The 17,094-nt window shown below is 59.7% G+C and carries 15 protein-coding genes; 3 read left to right on the forward strand and 12 right to left on the reverse strand.

The features are described from left to right. Positions 1 to 291: 291 nt before the first annotated feature. The 5 genes from FRH_RS04570 to FRH_RS04590 all read right to left on the reverse strand — a co-directional run bounded on the left by FRH_RS04570 (position 292) and on the right by FRH_RS04590 (position 6,127). Complete coding sequence (locus FRH_RS04570) at positions 292 to 1,791, reverse strand: tripartite tricarboxylate transporter permease (RefSeq protein ID WP_139525969.1); 1,500 nt, start codon at positions 1,789 to 1,791, stop codon at positions 292 to 294. A gap of 48 nt (positions 1,792 to 1,839) precedes the next feature. Next, positions 1,840 to 2,322, reverse strand: coding sequence for a tripartite tricarboxylate transporter TctB family protein (locus FRH_RS04575; RefSeq protein ID WP_239296804.1), 483 nt, complete (start codon positions 2,320 to 2,322; stop codon positions 1,840 to 1,842). 107 nt (positions 2,323 to 2,429) lie between these two features. Continuing rightward, positions 2,430 to 3,425 carry a tripartite tricarboxylate transporter substrate binding protein gene (locus FRH_RS04580; RefSeq protein ID WP_139525971.1) on the reverse strand — a complete coding sequence of 332 codons (996 nt, stop codon included), beginning with the start codon at positions 3,423 to 3,425 and terminating at the stop codon, positions 2,430 to 2,432. A 244-nt stretch (positions 3,426 to 3,669) separates the two neighbouring features. Next, positions 3,670 to 4,401, reverse strand: a complete 732-nt coding sequence (locus tag FRH_RS04585; RefSeq protein ID WP_239296803.1) for a response regulator — start codon at positions 4,399 to 4,401, stop codon at positions 3,670 to 3,672. 31 nt (positions 4,402 to 4,432) lie between these two features. Then, complete coding sequence (locus FRH_RS04590) at positions 4,433 to 6,127, reverse strand: sensor histidine kinase (protein ID WP_139525973.1); 1,695 nt, start codon at positions 6,125 to 6,127, stop codon at positions 4,433 to 4,435. A 153-nt stretch (positions 6,128 to 6,280) separates the two neighbouring features. Here FRH_RS04590 and FRH_RS04595 point away from each other — a divergent pair, with 153 nt between their 5' ends. Beyond that, a complete protein-coding gene (locus tag FRH_RS04595; protein ID WP_139526240.1) occupies positions 6,281 to 7,003 on the forward strand; it encodes a DUF481 domain-containing protein in 723 nt (240 codons plus the stop codon). 13 nt (positions 7,004 to 7,016) lie between these two features. Here the strand turns inward: FRH_RS04595 and FRH_RS04600 are convergent, their stop codons facing one another. The 3 genes from FRH_RS04600 to FRH_RS04610 are packed head-to-tail and all read right to left on the reverse strand — an operon-like array spanning position 7,017 to position 9,648. Next, entirely contained in the window at positions 7,017 to 7,787 is a 771-nt protein-coding gene (locus FRH_RS04600; RefSeq protein WP_139525974.1) for an ABC transporter permease, read from the reverse strand. 11 nt (positions 7,788 to 7,798) lie between these two features. After that, on the reverse strand, positions 7,799 to 8,581 hold the full coding sequence (locus FRH_RS04605; RefSeq protein ID WP_281997879.1) for an ABC transporter ATP-binding protein: 783 nt from the start codon (positions 8,579 to 8,581) through the stop codon (positions 7,799 to 7,801). Further along, positions 8,581 to 9,648, reverse strand: coding sequence for an ABC transporter substrate-binding protein (locus FRH_RS04610; RefSeq protein ID WP_139525976.1), 1,068 nt, complete (start codon positions 9,646 to 9,648; stop codon positions 8,581 to 8,583). The genes FRH_RS04605 and FRH_RS04610 overlap by 1 nt, the downstream gene beginning before the upstream one ends. Before the next feature lie 411 nt (positions 9,649 to 10,059). Here FRH_RS04610 and FRH_RS04615 point away from each other — a divergent pair, with 411 nt between their 5' ends. After that, positions 10,060 to 11,619: a BCCT family transporter gene (locus FRH_RS04615; protein WP_139525977.1), complete on the forward strand. Its 1,560-nt coding sequence runs from the start codon at positions 10,060 to 10,062 to the stop codon at positions 11,617 to 11,619. Positions 11,620 to 11,633: 14 nt separating this feature from the next. On the opposite strand, the gene FRH_RS04620 is transcribed toward FRH_RS04615, so the two are convergent. Together FRH_RS04620 and folK are read right to left on the reverse strand one after the other, a co-directional pair. Beyond that, positions 11,634 to 12,455: a flagellin gene (locus FRH_RS04620; RefSeq protein ID WP_139526241.1), complete on the reverse strand. Its 822-nt coding sequence runs from the start codon at positions 12,453 to 12,455 to the stop codon at positions 11,634 to 11,636. Positions 12,456 to 12,569: 114 nt separating this feature from the next. Then, complete coding sequence (folK, locus tag FRH_RS04625; protein ID WP_168444476.1) at positions 12,570 to 13,016, reverse strand: 2-amino-4-hydroxy-6-hydroxymethyldihydropteridine diphosphokinase; 447 nt, start codon at positions 13,014 to 13,016, stop codon at positions 12,570 to 12,572. A gap of 233 nt (positions 13,017 to 13,249) precedes the next feature. On the opposite strand from folK, the gene FRH_RS04630 reads away from it, so the two are divergent. Further along, the gene (locus FRH_RS04630) at positions 13,250 to 14,032 is read left to right on the forward strand and encodes an SDR family oxidoreductase (RefSeq protein WP_139525978.1); all 783 of its coding nucleotides are present in this window, start codon (positions 13,250 to 13,252) and stop codon (positions 14,030 to 14,032) included. Between the two features lie 55 nt (positions 14,033 to 14,087). Here FRH_RS04630 and ybiO read toward each other — a convergent pair whose 3' ends face one another. Both ybiO and FRH_RS04640 read right to left on the reverse strand, forming a co-directional pair. Then, entirely contained in the window at positions 14,088 to 16,451 is a 2,364-nt protein-coding gene (gene ybiO, locus FRH_RS04635) for a mechanosensitive channel protein (RefSeq protein WP_139525979.1), read from the reverse strand. Between the two features lie 201 nt (positions 16,452 to 16,652). Then, on the reverse strand, positions 16,653 to 17,084 hold the full coding sequence (locus FRH_RS04640) for a YqaA family protein (protein WP_139525980.1): 432 nt from the start codon (positions 17,082 to 17,084) through the stop codon (positions 16,653 to 16,655). Positions 17,085 to 17,094: the final 10 nt, after the last annotated feature.

The raw sequence follows: 17,094 nt of genomic DNA on the forward strand, positions 1-17,094 counted from the left end.
GTGCGTCCACTCGTGGGTAGCGAGTTGCTGCTCGTTCTTCACACGTCGCTCTACACACTGCAAGGGGTGCGCCAATGTGGAACAAAGACCATGATTAAAAACACAATCAACCACTTAGCCGTATACAAAAAACATGCTCCAGGCCACTTAGCACCAAAATAGCGCAATACAGTAGCGCGCATGCACGGTTGTCATGCACCAACAAGATGCTTTGCACCACAGGCGGTGATATAGCATAAAAAAAAGCGTCCTCGCAGACGCGAGGACGCTTTAGGGTTCCGCCATAGCGGGTCAGTTAGCAGCGGTGGCCGCTTTGTTGCGCCGCTTTTTGAGCAGCGGCAAACCCAGCGACAGCACCGCAATCACCAGTAGCGCCAGCGAGATGGGCTTGTCGATGAAGGTGGTCCAGTCACCGCCGGAGATCTGCAGCGCCCGGCGCATGGACTCTTCCATGATGTTGCCGAGGATCAGCGCCAGAATCAGCGGCGCGGTGGGGAAGCCAAACAGACGCATACCCAAGCCCAACAGGCCAAAGCCCAGTAGCAGCAGCAGATCGAACACGCTGAAGCTCATGCCGTAAACGCCGATCATGCAGAAGATCAGGATCATCGACAGCAGCAGCGGACGCGGCAGGTCGAGGATTTTGGCGATCAGCGGAATCAGCGGCAGGTTGAGTACCAGCAGGAAGATGTTGCCGATATACATACTGGCAATCACGCCCCAGAACACGTCCGGGCGCTGCTCCAGCATCATTGGGCCAGGCGTGACGCCCATCACCAGAAGCGCGCCCAACAGCACCGCCGTCGTGCCGGAGCCCGGTACGCCTAACGTCAGCAGCGGTACGAACGAGCCGGTACACGCGGCATTGTTGGCCGCCTCCGGCGCGGCCACGCCTTTGATGTTGCCTTGGCCAAAGGTGTCGCCATCTTTCGCTAGGCGCTTCTCCATGCTATAGCCCAGGAAAGAGCCAATGGTGGCGCCCGCCCCCGGCAATACGCCGGTAAAGAAGCCCAGTACGGAGCTGCGGCTGATGGGGCCAGCGATCTTCTTCACTTCGCCACGGCTCAGCTTCAGCGAGCCGATCACGTTGCGTGGCACTTCTTTACCACCGCCGCCGCGTAGCAGCATGTAGAACACTTCCGCCAGGGCGAAGATACCCAGCGCCACGACCAGGAAGTCGATACCGTCGAGCAGCTGGATCGAGTCGAAGGTAAAGCGCTCAGTGCCGGTTTGCGTGTCGATCCCGACGATCGAAATCATCACGCCGACGACCGCCGCAATCAGGCCTTTGACCAGCGACTTGTCCGACAGTGATACGACCGCCGTCAAGCCCAGCACCATCAGGGCGAAGTACTCAGCCGGGCCAAAGCTCACCGCCACTTTGGAAAGCAGCGGGGCCACCAGCATCAAAAAGATCACCGACACCGTGCCGCCGATGAAGGAGGCGTAAGCGGCAATGGCCAGCGCCTTACCCGCCATGCCCTGCTTGGCCATCGGGTAGCCATCGAAGGAGGTCGCCACCGTGCCCGCCACGCCCGGGGCGTTGAGTAGGATGGAGGAGGTCGAGCCGCCAAAGATGGCGCCGTAGTAGACCCCGGCCATCAGAATCAACCCGGAGGAGGGCTCCATGGCAAAGGTAATCGGAATCATCAGGGCCAGCGCGCTGATCGGCCCTAGGCCGGGCAGCATGCCGATGATGGTACCGGCAAACACACCGGCAAATACGTAGGCGATATTGATGGGCTCTAGCGCGATGCCAAAGCCGTACATCAGATTGTTCAAGGCATCCATGGGAGTGTCTCTCGTTAAAGCCTGCTAAGCGTGCGCTTGCACGCCTGCTTAGAACGGCAGTACGCCGGTGGGCAGATAAACATCCATTACCCGCGTCATGGTCAGGTAAAGGGCCAGTACCACGCCCAGCGACGCCGCTAGGTTGACGCCATGGCGTCGATAGCCGTAATAGGCGGTCAACCCCACGCTCAGCAGCGTGGAGGCCAGCACGAAACCCAGCGGCACCAGCAAGAAGGCATAGGCGGCAATGGCCAGTGCCGTCACGATGACGCGTGCCCAGGGAGTGAATAGGAGCGGACCTCGGGTGGCCTCATGGTCGATCTCATCGGCCCCAGCGATGGCACTTGGCTTCTCGAAAAACAGCAGCGCAGCCAGAATCAGCAGCGACACACCCAGCACTTTGGGGAAGAGGTCCGAATCCACTGGGCGCGGCAGAGGGAACGTCGGAATTTGCCAGGCCATGGCCAAGTAAACAGCCGCCACTAGCGCCAGCACGAGTGCTAGCCACTGGTTGATATTCAATCGAGTCATTGGGATTTCTCCGAAGACACCAGCGCTGATGCGCTGGCTCTCGCGGTAACAGATAGACGCATCCGGCGGCGCTTGGCCGCCGGCGTATCGCTAACGGGTGTTGGCGCTTATTGCCGCAGCAGGCCCAGGTCGGTCAGCACGCTACTGAACTGCTCTTGCTGCTCATCCAGAAAGGCGCCGAACTCTTCGCTATTCTGGTACGCATCGATCCAGCCCAGCTGGTCGCTGGCTTCGCGCCATGCGTCGGTTTCGAGCATGTCAGCAAACAGCGTTTCGTAATATTCGACCGCCTCTTCCGGCATTTCTGGCGCGCCCATCACACCGCGCCAAATGTCGAAGGTGTAGTCGTAGCCCTGCTCTTGGTAGGTGGGCACGTCGGCCAAGCCGCCGCCCAGACGCTCTTCGGAGGAGACGCCCAGCGCACGCAGCTGGCTGCCTTCGCCTAACTGACCCACCGCTTCACCGGCACCGCCGATCACCGCTTCGATGTGGCCGCCCATCAGGTTGGTCATGGCATCGCCACCGCCGGAGAACGGAATGTAGTTCACTGCAGACGCTTCCATTCCCGCTGCCGAGGCTAGGCCCGCCATTGAAATGTGATCCATGGAGCCAGGCGCACTGCCGCCGCCTACGCTCAGGCCGGGGTTGGCTTTGAGTGCTTCGAACAGGTCATCGAGGGTTTGGTACTCGGAGTCCGCTGCCACCAGGATGATGGAGTAATCGGTATTGATTCGGGCGATCGGCGTAAAATCGGTGTGGTCATAGCGGGAAGCGCCTGCCAACGGCACCAGAATCATCGGCGGGCTGGTGGCAAACAATTTATGCGGGTTGCCGCTATCACGGGCGACCTGGGCCCACGCCACTGCGCCGCCGCCGCCGGGTACGTTGATGGCCGCGAAGCTTTCGTCTGCCAGAGACTCCTGCTGAATCACGCGGGACATGGTGCGTACCAGCGTATCCCAACCGCCGCCGGGGTTGGCGGGGGCGATGAATTCGATGGACTTGCTCGGCGTCCACTCCTGCGCTTGGGCAGCGGTCGTCATGGCCAGGGCCGCCATCGGCAGGGCCAGCACGGCGATGCGCTTCAAGGAAAGCGTAGTCATTGGCGTTCTCCACGTTTTTGTTCAGGCGTTATTGTTCAAACGGTGTTTTGGTGGGCGCGGTTTGTTGTGTGCGCCGAACGAACCAAAAGCACGGCTAACCAGCAGCGCTTGGCACTCGATGATTAGCTTTGTGTGGTTACGCCCTGAACGTTAGAAGAGTGCCACCCTCCTCGACAAGCTTATGGCCATTAACGACAAACTGTTCTTTTTGTGCGTTTTGTTCATTTTGTTCACGCCGTGCTGCTCATAGCGTTTCCAGCCATCCTTTGGCGGCGCTCAATAGCCGATAGCGCCGCTCGGGACGGCCTACATCGCCATAGCCCAGCTCGGCACTGACGGCCTGCTCGGCGACCAAAAACTCCAAATAGCGACGCGCCGTCGAGCGGCTCGCCCCCATGGTGCGCGCCACCTGCATGGCCGTGAGCGAATCGGACTCGCAGGCCAGCGCGTCCACGACCCGACGCAGCGTCAAACGGTCGATACCTTTGGGCAGCGTTCGGCTTGCCGTGCGCGTGGGCTCGCTGGGCGTCATCCGGGACAGCACGTGATCCAGTTCGTCCTGGCTCATTTCCGCGCGATTGGCCAGCGCCTCACGCTCACGGCGAAAGCGGGCCAGCATCTGGTTCATGCGGGTCGCTTCGATGGGTTTGATCAGGTAGTCGAACACGCCGCCACGCAGCGCTTCGCTGATGGTTTCCACTTCTTTGGCGGCGGTGACCATGACGATGTCCACATGAACATGATCCCGTCGGAGGGCCCAGAGTAGTTCGAGCCCCTCCACGTCGGGCAAGTAGGCATCGAGCAAAATGAGCTGAATATCGGCGGCGTGCTGTGCCATTAGCGCCTTGGCTTCGCTGCCGTTACGCGCCATGCCGACCACGTAAAACCCTTCGCTCTGCTCGATGAAGGCGCGATGGATATCGGCAATGCGAAAATCGTCTTCGACGACCAAAATGCCGTATTGCGTCGTAGACATGCGGTGTCCTCTTATTATCGTCGTGTGCTCGTCATGAAGTCAGGGAAGAGTTGGCGGAGTCTGCGCATAGCGCGCGATCCAGCACGGCGATGAAGCACGCCCCCCCCAGCTCGCTCTCCTCCAGCGTCACCGCACCGCCATGCTGACGGCAAAGCCTGGCCACCAGGGCGAGGCCAATACCCCGGTGTTTGCCGGTCTTGGTGGAGAACCCGTCGACGAAGATCGACTCGGCATGCTCGGCGGGCACGCCGGGTCCGTTATCTTCCACTTCGATGAGCAACTGCTCGCCAAGATCGGTAAAGAATAGCCGCACCTGGGGTTGGTCACCGTGCGGCCCGTTGAGGGCGGCGTGGCAGGCGTTATCCAGCAGATTGCCGACCACGCTCATCATCACTTCCTGGCCCGTTGGGGTCAGCGGACAGGAGAGCGAACTCTGCTCGTCGATCTCCAGCGCAACGCCCAGCTCGCGGGCACGGGTGAGCTTGCCCAGCAGTGTACCGCTCAGTACGGCATCCGCCACGTGGCGCATTAAAAAGCTCATTTGCGCCTGGGCACGCTCGGTTTCCTGGTGAATTAGCGCCAGCGCCTCCTCGATGCGCTGAAGCTGCAGCAGTCCCGAAATGGTGTAGAGCTTATTGGAAAACTCATGGGCCTGGGCGCGTAGCATGTCCACATCGCGGCTCGCCTGGGTCAACGCTTGAGAGAGGTCGATGATCTCCCGACGGCTGCGAAAGGTAGCGACGGCCCCCTCTATTTCGCCTTCATGCACAATCGGCACGCGGTTGACCACCACCGGATGATCGCCGAGCCACATCTCCTGGTCGAACTCCTGCTCACCGCGCTTCAAGACTTCCAGTAGCCGCGAGTTGGGCACCACCTCCCGAATGGGCTGGCCTAACAGCACATGCTCGTCGGGCAGCGCCAAAAAGCGCCGTGCCTGCTGATTGACCAGGGTGATATGGCCCTCTCGATTCACCGCAAGAATACCTTCGTGAATCGACTGCAGAATGGCCTCTTTCTCCATGGCCAAGCGAGCGATTTCATAGGGTTCCAAGCCTAAAATGATCTTCTTCAAATGCTGTGAAAGCCAATAAGCACCCGCGAAGCCCAACACGATCATGAGCGCCACGAGGGCCCAGCCCAGACTGGTGTAGCGGGCAACGTCCATATCGACCCGTTCGAGCATGAAGCCCACCGATACCACGCCGATGATATTGCCCTCTTCGTCCCATACCGGTGTCTTGCCACGCATGGCCGTGCCGAGCGTGCCGGTCGCTTCCGAGACATAGGACTGGCCATAGATCAGCGCCTGCTCGTTATCGCCGCCTACCATGGGCTGGCCGATCCGTTCGGGAACGGGATGGGAGTAGCGGATAGACTGGGCATTGCCCACCACCACATAGCGCGCGCCGGTCTCATGGCGCACGCGCTCGGCGAGCGGCTGAATGATGGCAGAGGGGTCAGACGTCGCAAACGCGTTGACGATCTGCGGCATCCCGGCCACGGTCTTGGCCACCGCCAGCGCCCGCTCGCCCATTTGATGGGTGATGATCTCGGCTTTGCGGTGGTTGAGATACGTGCCCTGGGCCAGCAACATCCCCGCCAGCAGCAGCCCCACCAGCATCATGACTTGCAGGCGAAAACTGCGTTTGTACCAGCGGCGCTTGGCACGAGTGCGGCGCCAGCGCTGTAATTCGGCCAGTGTTCGGGGGCGAGGAGCAGTCATAACGGAACTCATGGTGCGCGACCGCGTCATTATGGCACGCAGCGCCTAATGGCCGTTAGTCGTTGCGCTGCTGCCTCACTGTGCTTATATAGCAGCCTCTTAACGACTCTACGCTCAAGGAGGAGTGTCGTGCGACACCTATTTTGCTCCCTGATGTTTGGCACCACGCTCCTGTGGACAACCGGGGCCATAGCTTATCCGTTCTACGCTCCGCCACCGCCCAAAGAGGACTCGCCGGTGTTCAGCGGCGACGCCGAGCTCGGCTTTACCCACCTGTCGGGCAACACCGATAGCCAAACACTGATCGGCAAATCGCGTCTGACCTGGCTGACCGGTCAGTTGACCCATTCGCTGCGAGGGGAAGTGCGTAACGTCAGCAAGGATGGCGAAACCAGCGCGGAGCAATATCTGCTCGCAGGGCGTGAACGCTACGACTTTAGCGGGCCGCACTACCTGTTTGGCTTTGCCCGCTGGGAGAAGGACCGTTTTGCCGGTTACGACCAGCAGCTCTCGGTGATTGGCGGCTATGGGCGACAGCTATTGGAGAGTAAGCGCCATACGCTATCGCTAGAAGCAGGGCCCGGCTATCGCAACGACCGCCTGCGAGATACGGATAACGAGCAGCTCGCCGTCGCCTATACCGCGCTGGATTACCGCTACCGATTCTCTGAATTCGCCGATCTCGCCCAGGAGATGTCGGTGGAGTACACCGAAGCCAACACCACCGCTCGCTCGCTGACCTCTCTCACTGCCCGGCTGAATGCCAAGCTGTCGCTGCGACTCTCTTACGAAGTGAAGCACAACTCTCAACCGCCCGAAGACGCCAGCGAGCGCACCGATACCACCACCAGCGCCTCGCTGCTATATAGCTGGTAAACAGCAGTGGCTGCTAGCGGTTCTGCCCTCGGTGAGCCCAACCGGTCATGCGCTTTTCCAACAGCGCGAACAGCTCGTACATCACCATCGCCATGGCGCTGATCACCAGCAATCCGGCGAACACCAAGCCCATGCGCATCTGTGAGCCAGCGCTCATCATCAAGTAGCCAATGCCTTGGTTAGACGCCACGGTTTCCGACACCACCGTGCCCACAAACGCCAGGGTGATGGCGATTTTTAGCGAAGCAAAAAAGTACGGTAGCGAGCGCGGCAGGCCCACCTTGAGCAGCACGTCGATACGCCGCGCACCCAATACGCGCAACACGTCCTCCATTTCCGGCTCCAGCGTCGCCAGCCCCGTCGCCACGTTCACCACGATGGGAAAGAAGCAGATCAAAAACGCGGTGAGGATGGCGGGCACGGAACCGATCCCAAACCAAACCACCAGAATGGGCACGAACGCGACTTTTGGGATGGCGTTGAAACCCACCAAGAGCGGGTAGCAGGCGTTATAGAGAAAGCGTGACGATCCCACGATGAAACCCAGCACCAGCCCCACCACGACCCCCAACCCAAAACCAATCAGCGTGGTCCAAAAGGTTTGCCAGGAGTGCATGGCAATCGGCCCGGAATACGTCATCAGCGCCTGCAGGGTGTCCAGCGCACTGGGAAAAATGAAGCTCGGTACGTTGAAGAGCCGTACGGAGGCTTCCCAGACGGCCACGAGAACGGCCACAGCGATCCAGGGCGCGAGCCGTTCAATCAGCTTGCTGTTATGGGTCATGTTCATATCCGTTAGGTGCTGCGCACGTCGCCAATCTGGGCGCGTAAGTCCTGCACTAGGTCGATAAAGGGCTTTTCGTAGGTGGTTTCCAGCGCTCGCGGGCGAGGCAGTTCGATACGGCGCCGTTCGATGACGCGGCCGGGGCGGCGGCTCATGACGTAGACCGTGTCGGCCAGGAACGCGGCTTCGCGGAGATCGTGGGTCACCAGCACGACGGTAAAGCGCTGGGCTTCCCATAAGTCCCGCAGCACGCACCACAGCTCTTCGCGGGTAAAAGCGTCTAGCGCGCCAAAGGGCTCGTCCAACATCAGCAGGCGCGGCCGATGAATCAGCGCGCGGCAAATGGAGGCCCGCTGCTGCATACCCCCCGAGAGCTGCCAGGGATACTTATCTTCGTGCTCGGCCAAGCCAACCGCGGCAAGCAACGCCCGCGCCCAGCCTTTGAACTCCTCGCGGCGCTGCCGAAACTGCCGCCGATACGGCTCGACGATCTCCAGCGGCAGCAGCACGTTATCCAGGGTAGTACGCCAGGGAAGTAGATTGGCGTTCTGAAACGCCATGCCCGAGATCTTCAGCGGTCCGGTCACGGGTGCATCGTCCACGCGCACGCTGCCCTGGGTCGGCGCGTGCAGCCCGGTACATAGCTTCATGAAGGTGGATTTACCGCACCCGGAGGGCCCCACGAAGGCGACGAACTCGCCTTCGTGGATAGCGAGATTGATATCCTCGATGGCGTTGCCGGTGCCATCATAGGCCAGGCTTACGTCATCGAAACGGACAAACGCTGCCGACATCACTCGGTCTCCGATAGCAGCATGCGCTCTTCTACCGGCGGCAGGTAGCGGGAATCGAACACTTGATCGGGCGACGGCAGCGTCGGCAAATCATAGGCATCAGCGACCAGTTGAATCGCCTGCATCAAGCGCTCGTCATCCACGCCGCCTACGCCAAACTCGCGGGCATCCGGGGTGTCCACCACGCTCTCCAGCGCCAGTTTCAAACGGCGGGTCTCCATCTCCACATCGATCAAGCCATCGCGGTTTTTCACGTACTCGATGGCGGCGTCTGGGTCGGCCAGCGTTTCTCCTAGCGCACGGTTAAAAGCACGCAAAAATCCCTGAACCGCCTCGGGATTGTCTTGGGCAAAGGCTTCGCTAGCCAATATCGCGTTGCCGTAGAGCGGCACGCCATAGTCAGGGAACGGCATGATGGTCAGATCCTCTTCGCTCATTCCCCGCTCTTCCAGGTTCAGCAGGCTGGTGAAGTAGAACCCGGTGATGGCATCTACGTCGCCACGGGTCAGCAGGGTTTCCCGTAGCGTGGGGTCGACGTTTTGCCACTCCACGGCATCGGTTTCTAGCCCGTTGGCAGCCGCGAAAATGCCCCAGGCGCGGTAGCCGGTATCGAAGGCGGGCGCGGCAATGGTTTTGCCTGCAAGATCGGCGGGGCTTTCAATGCCGCTCTCTTTGCGGGCAAATACCGCCGCTGGCGTGCCGTCATAGACGATGTAGACCCCCTGGATGCCAGGGCCTTCGGGATTTTCGGCCAGGAACTCGATCAACGCGTTCAGGTCGCCAAAGCCCATTTCGTAGGCGCCTGACGCCACCCGATTCACCGCACCTGCCGAGCCGCTGCCGGAATCGATCTGCACGTCCAGGCCTTCTTCGGCGAAATAGCCCTTTTCAGCCGCCATCAAGAACGGTGCAGCGGGGCCTTCGAATCGCCAGTCGAGCTGGAAACGGATAGGGGTCATGTCTGCCAGAGCGCCCATCGGCAGCAGCGATAGCGCTAAGCCGCCTAGCGTGCTGGAGATCGTGCTGGAGATTGAGCGGGGTGAAGCAGAACCAGGGCGTTGTGTCATGGCTTGAGGCACCTTGTATACAATGATGCCCTGCCCGTTGCAGCAATACTGCCATTTTTCGATTTTTACTATTTTTTCATAGCGTTATAGGGCTGCCGATAGCGGAAGGCGCTCCGTAAACGTTCAAAATGGTGCAATCACTTTGCGGCACGCACCATTTTTAAACATTTCCGCTCTAATCGTTAGACTTTGGTCTAATTCATCGGTACACTGTGCTCAGTTTCCTGTCCTCGCGCCATTCATTGAATGGCGCTTTTTTTTGTCCTGAAAATTTGTCCTGAAAACGGGCGGCGACGACGGGTATCGCATCCAATGCTCCTGGGCCGTTAAGTCGGCTCACGCAGCGGTTTGTTAAACTCGTGGTTCTGCTTCCGCATTTCTCCCTGCCACTCCCATCCATAGGTGTTCATCATGAACCAACCTCCTCGACACGCCGAGGGGTCTTCGCGTTTCTCCCTCGGCGATCCTATCGTGCTGCTGCTCAGCATCGGCTTTATCGTGGCGTTTCTTGGGCTCTCGTTTTATGACATCGAACGAGTCGCCAGCTCGATTAGCGCAGGCTTCGCCTGGACGGCCCTCGTCCTGGGCAGCTATTTCCAACTCCTGCTGTTACTGACGTTTTTCATTGCGATGGGCGTGGCGTTGACGCCCGCGGCGAAAGCCAAGATCGGTAACCTCGATGCACCCGAAATGAGCACGTTCAAGTGGCTTTCGATCATTCTGTGTACCCTGCTAGCCGGTGGCGGCGTGTTTTTTGCCGCAGGCGAGCCGGTGTATCACTTCGTCGTGACACCGCCTGCGTTCGATACCGAACCGGGCACCGCCAACGCCGTTGCCGGTGCGTTGGGTCAATCGTTCATGCACTGGGGCTTCATGGCCTGGGCCGTGCTGGGCTCGCTCACCGCCGTGGTGCTGGCCCATGCGCACTACGTAAAAGGCCAGCCGCTTCAGCCGCGCACGCTGCTCTACCCGGTGTTGGGCGAGCGCTTGATGCGTGGCCCGCTGGGCAGCATCGTGGATGCCTGCTGTGTGATTGCTCTGGTGGCGGGCACGGTCGGCCCCATCGGCTTTTTGGCCACGCAGGTGAGCTTTGGCTTGCATGAGTTGTTTGGTCTGCCGGAGGGCTACACGGGCCAGCTCATCATCCTAGGCGTATTGGGCGTTATCTATGTGCTCTCTTCCATGAGCGGCGTCCACAAGGGCATTCAGCTGTTGAGCCGTTTCAACGTGCTGCTGGCGCTGGCCATCGGCGCCGTCATCATCGTATTCGGCCCCACGCTGTTTTTGGTCAATACCTATCTGTCCAGTATGGGGGCCTATATCAGCGAGTTTTTCACCATGGCGACGATGACCGCTGAAACCGCCCCGGCGTGGTGGATGCAGTGGTGGACGGTGTTCTTCTTTGCCTGGTTCATTGGCTATGCGCCGCTGATGGCGATCTTCGTGGCGCGCATTTCACGGGGCCGCAGCATTCGCGAGATGATCGTGGCCGTGGCGGTGCTCGCCCCGATTGCCACCACCGTGTGGTTTACGCTGCTGGGCGGTTCGGGCATCTATTACCAGCTCACCGGTGTGATCGACCTCAGCGAAGCGCTCAACAACTTCCAATTCGACGTGGCGACGCTCACGGTGGCCCAGGCGCTGCCCGGCGGCACCTGGATGGCGCTGGCGATTCTGCTGCTAACGACGATTTTCGTGGCCACTACCGGCGATTCGATGAGCTATGCCATTGCCGTCGTCGGTGCGGGACACGATGCCCCCAGTCCCTACATGCGCGCTTTCTGGGGCATTGCCATGGCGCTGATGGCGGCCGTGCTGCTGTACATGGGCGCAGGGCAAATCAGCGCGCTGCAGCAGTTCATCGTGATCACCGCGATCCCGGTGTCGCTGATACTGCTGCCTTCGTTATGGAACGGGCCGCAGGCGGCTTATGCCATGGCACGGGAACAGGGCATCATCGACGAACGCTGATCGGCGGCTCGTCGTTATAGCCCCTCCAGCAGCCGCAGAATCAGCTGTGGCTGCTGGTTGACCCGGGTCAGCATGGCGATACCCACCTGTTGTAGCAGTTGGGCACGAATCAGATTGGAGACTTCTTGCGCGTAGTCGGCGTCTTGGATACGCGACTGGGCGGCGGAGGTGGTGATGATGTTGGTATTGAGGCCGTCGATGACGCTCTCGAAACGGTTCTGTACCGCGCCAAAATAACTACGCTGACGATCGACCTGCTTCATGGCCTCATCCACGACATCCATCGGGTTGGGCGTGGCCGAGCCATCGTCCAATACGCTGAAACCGTCCATGCCCAAGGCCTGGCGCCCCATTCCCGAAAAGCGCACGCCAATCACATCTCCGGCGTTGGCGCCCACCTGAATGTTGAGGGTTTTATCGCTCTCGACCAGCCTGATGCCGTTAAAATTACTCTGCCCAGCGACGCGATCGATCTCCTCCAGGCGCTGGTCGATTTCCAACTGAATAGAGGCAAGATCGTCTGACGAATTGGTGCCATTGAGCGCCTGAACGCTCAACTCGCGAATACGCTGCAGGCTGTCGTTGATCAGGTTCAGCGAACCTTCGGCAGTTTGCACCATGGAAATTCCGTCATTGGTATTACGGATCGCCTGGTTCATGCCGCGGATCTGCGCGCCCATGCGATTAGCGATGGCCTGACCCGCAGGGTCGTCTTTGGCGCTATTGATACGCAGCCCAGACGACAGACGCTCCATGGAGGTCTGCATCGCTTGTTGGCTCGTACGCAAATGGTTCATTACCAGTAGCGACGTGATATTGGTCGCAAGGCTGATCACATAAGTGACCTCGACGGTAAGCGCGAAGGCGCCGTTAGCATCGTTATCGGCCAATGGCCAAAAAACATGAGGCCTGCAGCATCGACGACACCTCACATGCTGGCGATGGCAGGGCTACGAGACGGGGCCTGCGCTTATGGAGCGCCCGCTGGCGCTCAATACCGCATCGACCGGGCCACGCACGTACTGATGCTTGAAGTAACCGTCGTCGACGATTTCACCGTCCCACGCCACGATGTCTAGATCCATGGTTCGAGGACCGGATTTGATCGGCCCGCGCACCCGTCCCAAGCGATCCTCGACCTCTTTCAGATAGGCTTTGAAGGCGTCCCGATCCAGCGCAGTGCGCACCACCAGCGCGGCATTGAGAAAATCGGGCTGATGTTGAAAGCCCACCGGCGACGTACGGACGGCGGACGAGCGGGCCACCAGCTCGCACTCGCTGCTCAAAATCTCCAGCGCTTGAGAAAAGTGGTGTTCGGGTTCGATATTGGACCCCACTGAGATCACGCACTCATGGTGCATGCTGCCGGTTGTTGCATGCGACGACGTTGATGACATAGCGACATTCCATAGATAAGCCGATGATGGTGTAACGAGGTCAAAACGCTTTCACACGGCCATGCACTCATCCAAAGGCCGATAGACGCAAGCAGGCTGCGTTTTCACAGAGTAGAACGTGGGTCATTTTGTTCAAGCTCTGTACAAGTTATTGACAAACGCTGCGCTCACGCAGAGAGTCTTCGTTATTGCTCCACCACCATTCACTTCCTATCGACAGCGAGGGATTCGTCATGCCGACACCTGCGGCACTCGTCACCGGCGGCGCCACACGGCTTGGTCGCCACTTTGCAGAAGCCTTGGCCGACAAAGGTTTCGATATTGCTCTGCACGTGAACAGCTCACGCGGGGAGGCTGAAGAGGTCGCCACGGTGATTCGCGGCAAAGGGAGGGAGTGCGAGATACTACCCTGTAACTTTCTGAGCGACTCGCTGGAGAGCCTGATACAACAGGCGGTAACACGCTTCCCCGGCTTGAACGTGCTGCTCAATAGCGCCTCGGCCTACGAGCCCGCGCCCATCGCAAAGACCGAGCTGGCAATGCTGGAGACCCAATTTCGGGTCAATATGTTCACCCCGCTGCTTCTCACACGCCATTTTGCCGATGCGGTAGCGCAGGGCCAGGTGATCAACATCATCGATAACAAGGTGGCCTATCACCAGTACCCGTATGCGGCCTACTTGCTCTCCAAAAAGAGTTTGGCCGAGATGACGCGGATGGCCGCGCTGGAGTTTGCTCCACGCCTGCGCATCAACGGTATTGCGCCGGGAGTGGTGTTACCCGCCTCTCAACGCACCAGCGACTATATCCAGTGGCGCATCGACGGGATTCCGGTGGATCACCAGGGCGATCCAGCCCACCTTGTACAAGCCTTGCACTATCTACTGGACAACGCCTTCGTCGCCGGACAAATCCTGTTCGTGGACGGCGGCGAGTCGATCAACCTCGAAGGTCGCCACTCCGAGAACTATCATCCCAAAAACCATCACTCCAAAAACCAACCCGGCGACCGCTGACCCAACGCAAAGAGGCCGCCCGGAGGCGGCCTCTCGTAGGTCACGATATCAATGCTTAGGTCTCATCGACATCGTCATGATCCGGCTTGTGATGCTCCGGGTTATGCTGTAGTGCGTCTTCGCTGCGCTCTGACAAGGGCGCCGTTTCGGTCCGTTTTTTCTCGGCTTTCGCCTCCAAAATACGCACGTTGGCGGGCGGCGTCTTGCCCCCTTTGGTTTCGCCAAAGTAGAGCGTGGTATGCGGGAACGGAATCTCGATGCCCGCGGCGTCGAAGCGCAGCTTGACCAAACGATTGTAAGCGCGGCCCACGGCCCACTGATCGCCTGGCGTGGTCTTGATCACGACACGGATATTGACCGAGCTGTCGGCCAGCGCGGTGACACCCGCCACGGTCATGTCCGCCAACAGTTTATGACCATGCTCTTCGCTGGCTTTAAGATCTTCGAAGGCTAGCTGTAGCTGCTCGATCGCCTCGTCGATACTTTCGTTGTAACCAATGCCGTACTCGCCCACATGGTTGCCGTACTCACGCATGTAGTTGGAGACGGTATCGACGCTGGAGAACGGTACGATATGGTAGGTACCGGACAGGTCACGAATGCCCACCGAGCGGATACTCAAACGCTCGGCCGTGCCGGTCACGCCGCCCACGGTGACCACGTCGCCGGTGTTCATGGCGTTCTCTACCTGAATGAACACCCCGGTGATCACATCCTGCACCAGCTTCTGCGCACCAAAACCAATCGCCAGACCCAGCACACCGGCACCGGCAATCAGCGGCCCGATGTTGATGCCGATTTCCGACAGCACGATCATGCCGGTGATGGTCACCATGGCAATTGCCAGCGCGTTACGGAATAAACTCAGCAGCGTTTTGGCGCGAGCCGACGGCTCACCATGTCCGGTTTCCGGGTTGAGCTTGTGCTCGATCAGGCTCGCCAGCCCCAGCCAGACACCGAGAGCCACGATCAGAATGACGGCCACGCTGATCAGGTTACCCACTAGGTTGGCGCCACGCTCGGAAGCATACCAAGCGGCGAGGTTAAAGGCTCCCCAGGCGTCCAGCACGACCATGATTACCGCGACGACGATCACCGTGCGCAGCACGCGCAGCGCGTTGGGCACGTAGCTATTCAAACGCACTTCCAAAAGCGGCAGTTTGCGGCGCAGATCGTCGGAGAGCTGGATACGACGGCCAATGGTTTGCGTCAGAAACGCAGAGAGCAGCAGGCCTACGACCACGGCCCCCAAGGTTTTTAGTGTCGCGTAAAGTACGAAGGGCAGCGCATCGCCTGGACGGGTCAGGGTCAGCACGAACACCATCAGGAAGTAGATCAATGCAAACAGGTGCCACGTCCGGGCAAACAGCTGCAGCGACACACGGCTCGCCGTCAGCGTCGAGCGCGCGCTCATTTGATTTAGATTATCGCGCAGGCGCACGCGGTTTTTGAGCACCACGCCCACCGCATAGATAAACGCCAGCAGCATGATCAGCGTGCCGACCGCTTGTCCCAGGGTGGCGGCCACATAGAAGTTGACCAGCGGCACGACGACCATCAGGCCGTACCCCACCATGCCAATCAGGCGCGCCAGCCAGCGGTTCCAATACGAGGCTTCTTGAGCTGAAATCGGTAATAAGCGAAGACCCTCGTAACGCGAGGAGAAGAGCATTCGTACACCGGCTTTGAGCAGTTCGATGATCAAGAAGGCATTTAAAAAGAGCGACGCGCGGGTAGAGAGTTCACCGGTCTCTCCCACGGCAAAGGTGGCCACCAAGTTACCGCCAACGTACGCCAGGGCGATCAAAAGAATATCGACGACCGCGGCGACCGCGACACACAGCACTAAACGTAGCACCGGCGTCAGTCCCGTGCCCTGCTGTGACCAGCCGCTGATTTTGGTGAACAATGATTTTGCCAACCGGCGGAACACCATAAAAATGGCGAAGGTCGCCACGATCACGATGCCCAGGTTGATGGCTGCGCTCATGAAGGCCGCCATATCGAAGCTGCTGCCCGTGCCTTGGCCGGTGAACATATTGCCGACGATCGCCGCAGCCTGCTCGATCTGACCGCCCACATCACCTACTACACGGCTGGTCAACTCTGCCAACTGGCGGGGTAGTGAGACGTCCTCGGGCGCTACGTTGCCCCCCGCGGCAGCGGCTTCCGGCGACAGCTCGGCCGCAACGCCAGCAGGCAACTCAGACGCTTGATTACGCAGCAGTTCAATGAGCTCCTGGCGGGCCTGCTCGTCTTCCAGCAGGTCGGCCAGCGCCGCATAAGAGGGCTGCTCTTCAGCGACGGACGCATCGCTCTCGGCGCTTAACGTGGTTTGCGCCATGGCTGGCCCGGCCAGCATGGCGAACAGCGCCAGCATCCAGACGCTGAGCCAGGGGAGTAAACGTAGTGACGTCACACCATAACCTCCTTTTGGGTGAGTATTTGCCATCCTGCCCTCGTTAAAATTCAACCTAAGAATGTTAAACACAGGATAGTGCATCCAATGGAAATGCAAGCTTTGTATAACGCTCGATCCAAAGTGACTAGCGTAACATGACTCGAAGAAAGAGACGTTAACGCGACTGTTTTTTGCGCGCCATATAAGACAAGGTAACCTTCAGTGGCAGTAAGGGGCTAACCACTGCTGAGCCATGGTGATCAACAGAGCGTAACGCGCCCCTTTGGCCAATACGATCCACAACATCGCCCGCCACCAAGCAAGGCGCATCACCCCTGCCAGCACGGTGAGCGGATCGCCAATCACGGGTAACCAAGACAGCAGCAGGCTCGCCTCACCAAAGCGGTGATACCAGCGCTCGGCGCGGGCCAGCCCCTCAGGCGACGCCGGAAACCAGCGGCGATCTTGAAACTGACGAGCGTAGCGGCCCAGGGCCACATTGATCAAACTGCCCAGCGTGTTACCCACGGTAGCCACAGCCCACAACGCCAGCGCAGGCTCGCCCACACACCATAGCCGCGCCAGCCACACTTCCGAGCCACCGGGTAGCAGCGTGGCGCTCGCCAGCGCCACCCAAAACAGGCTGAACACGTTACGCGTC

It is taken from the genome of Halomonas sp. A020 (assembly GCF_027943625.1).
Classification (GTDB): Bacteria; Pseudomonadota; Gammaproteobacteria; order Pseudomonadales; family Halomonadaceae; genus Vreelandella; species Vreelandella piezotolerans.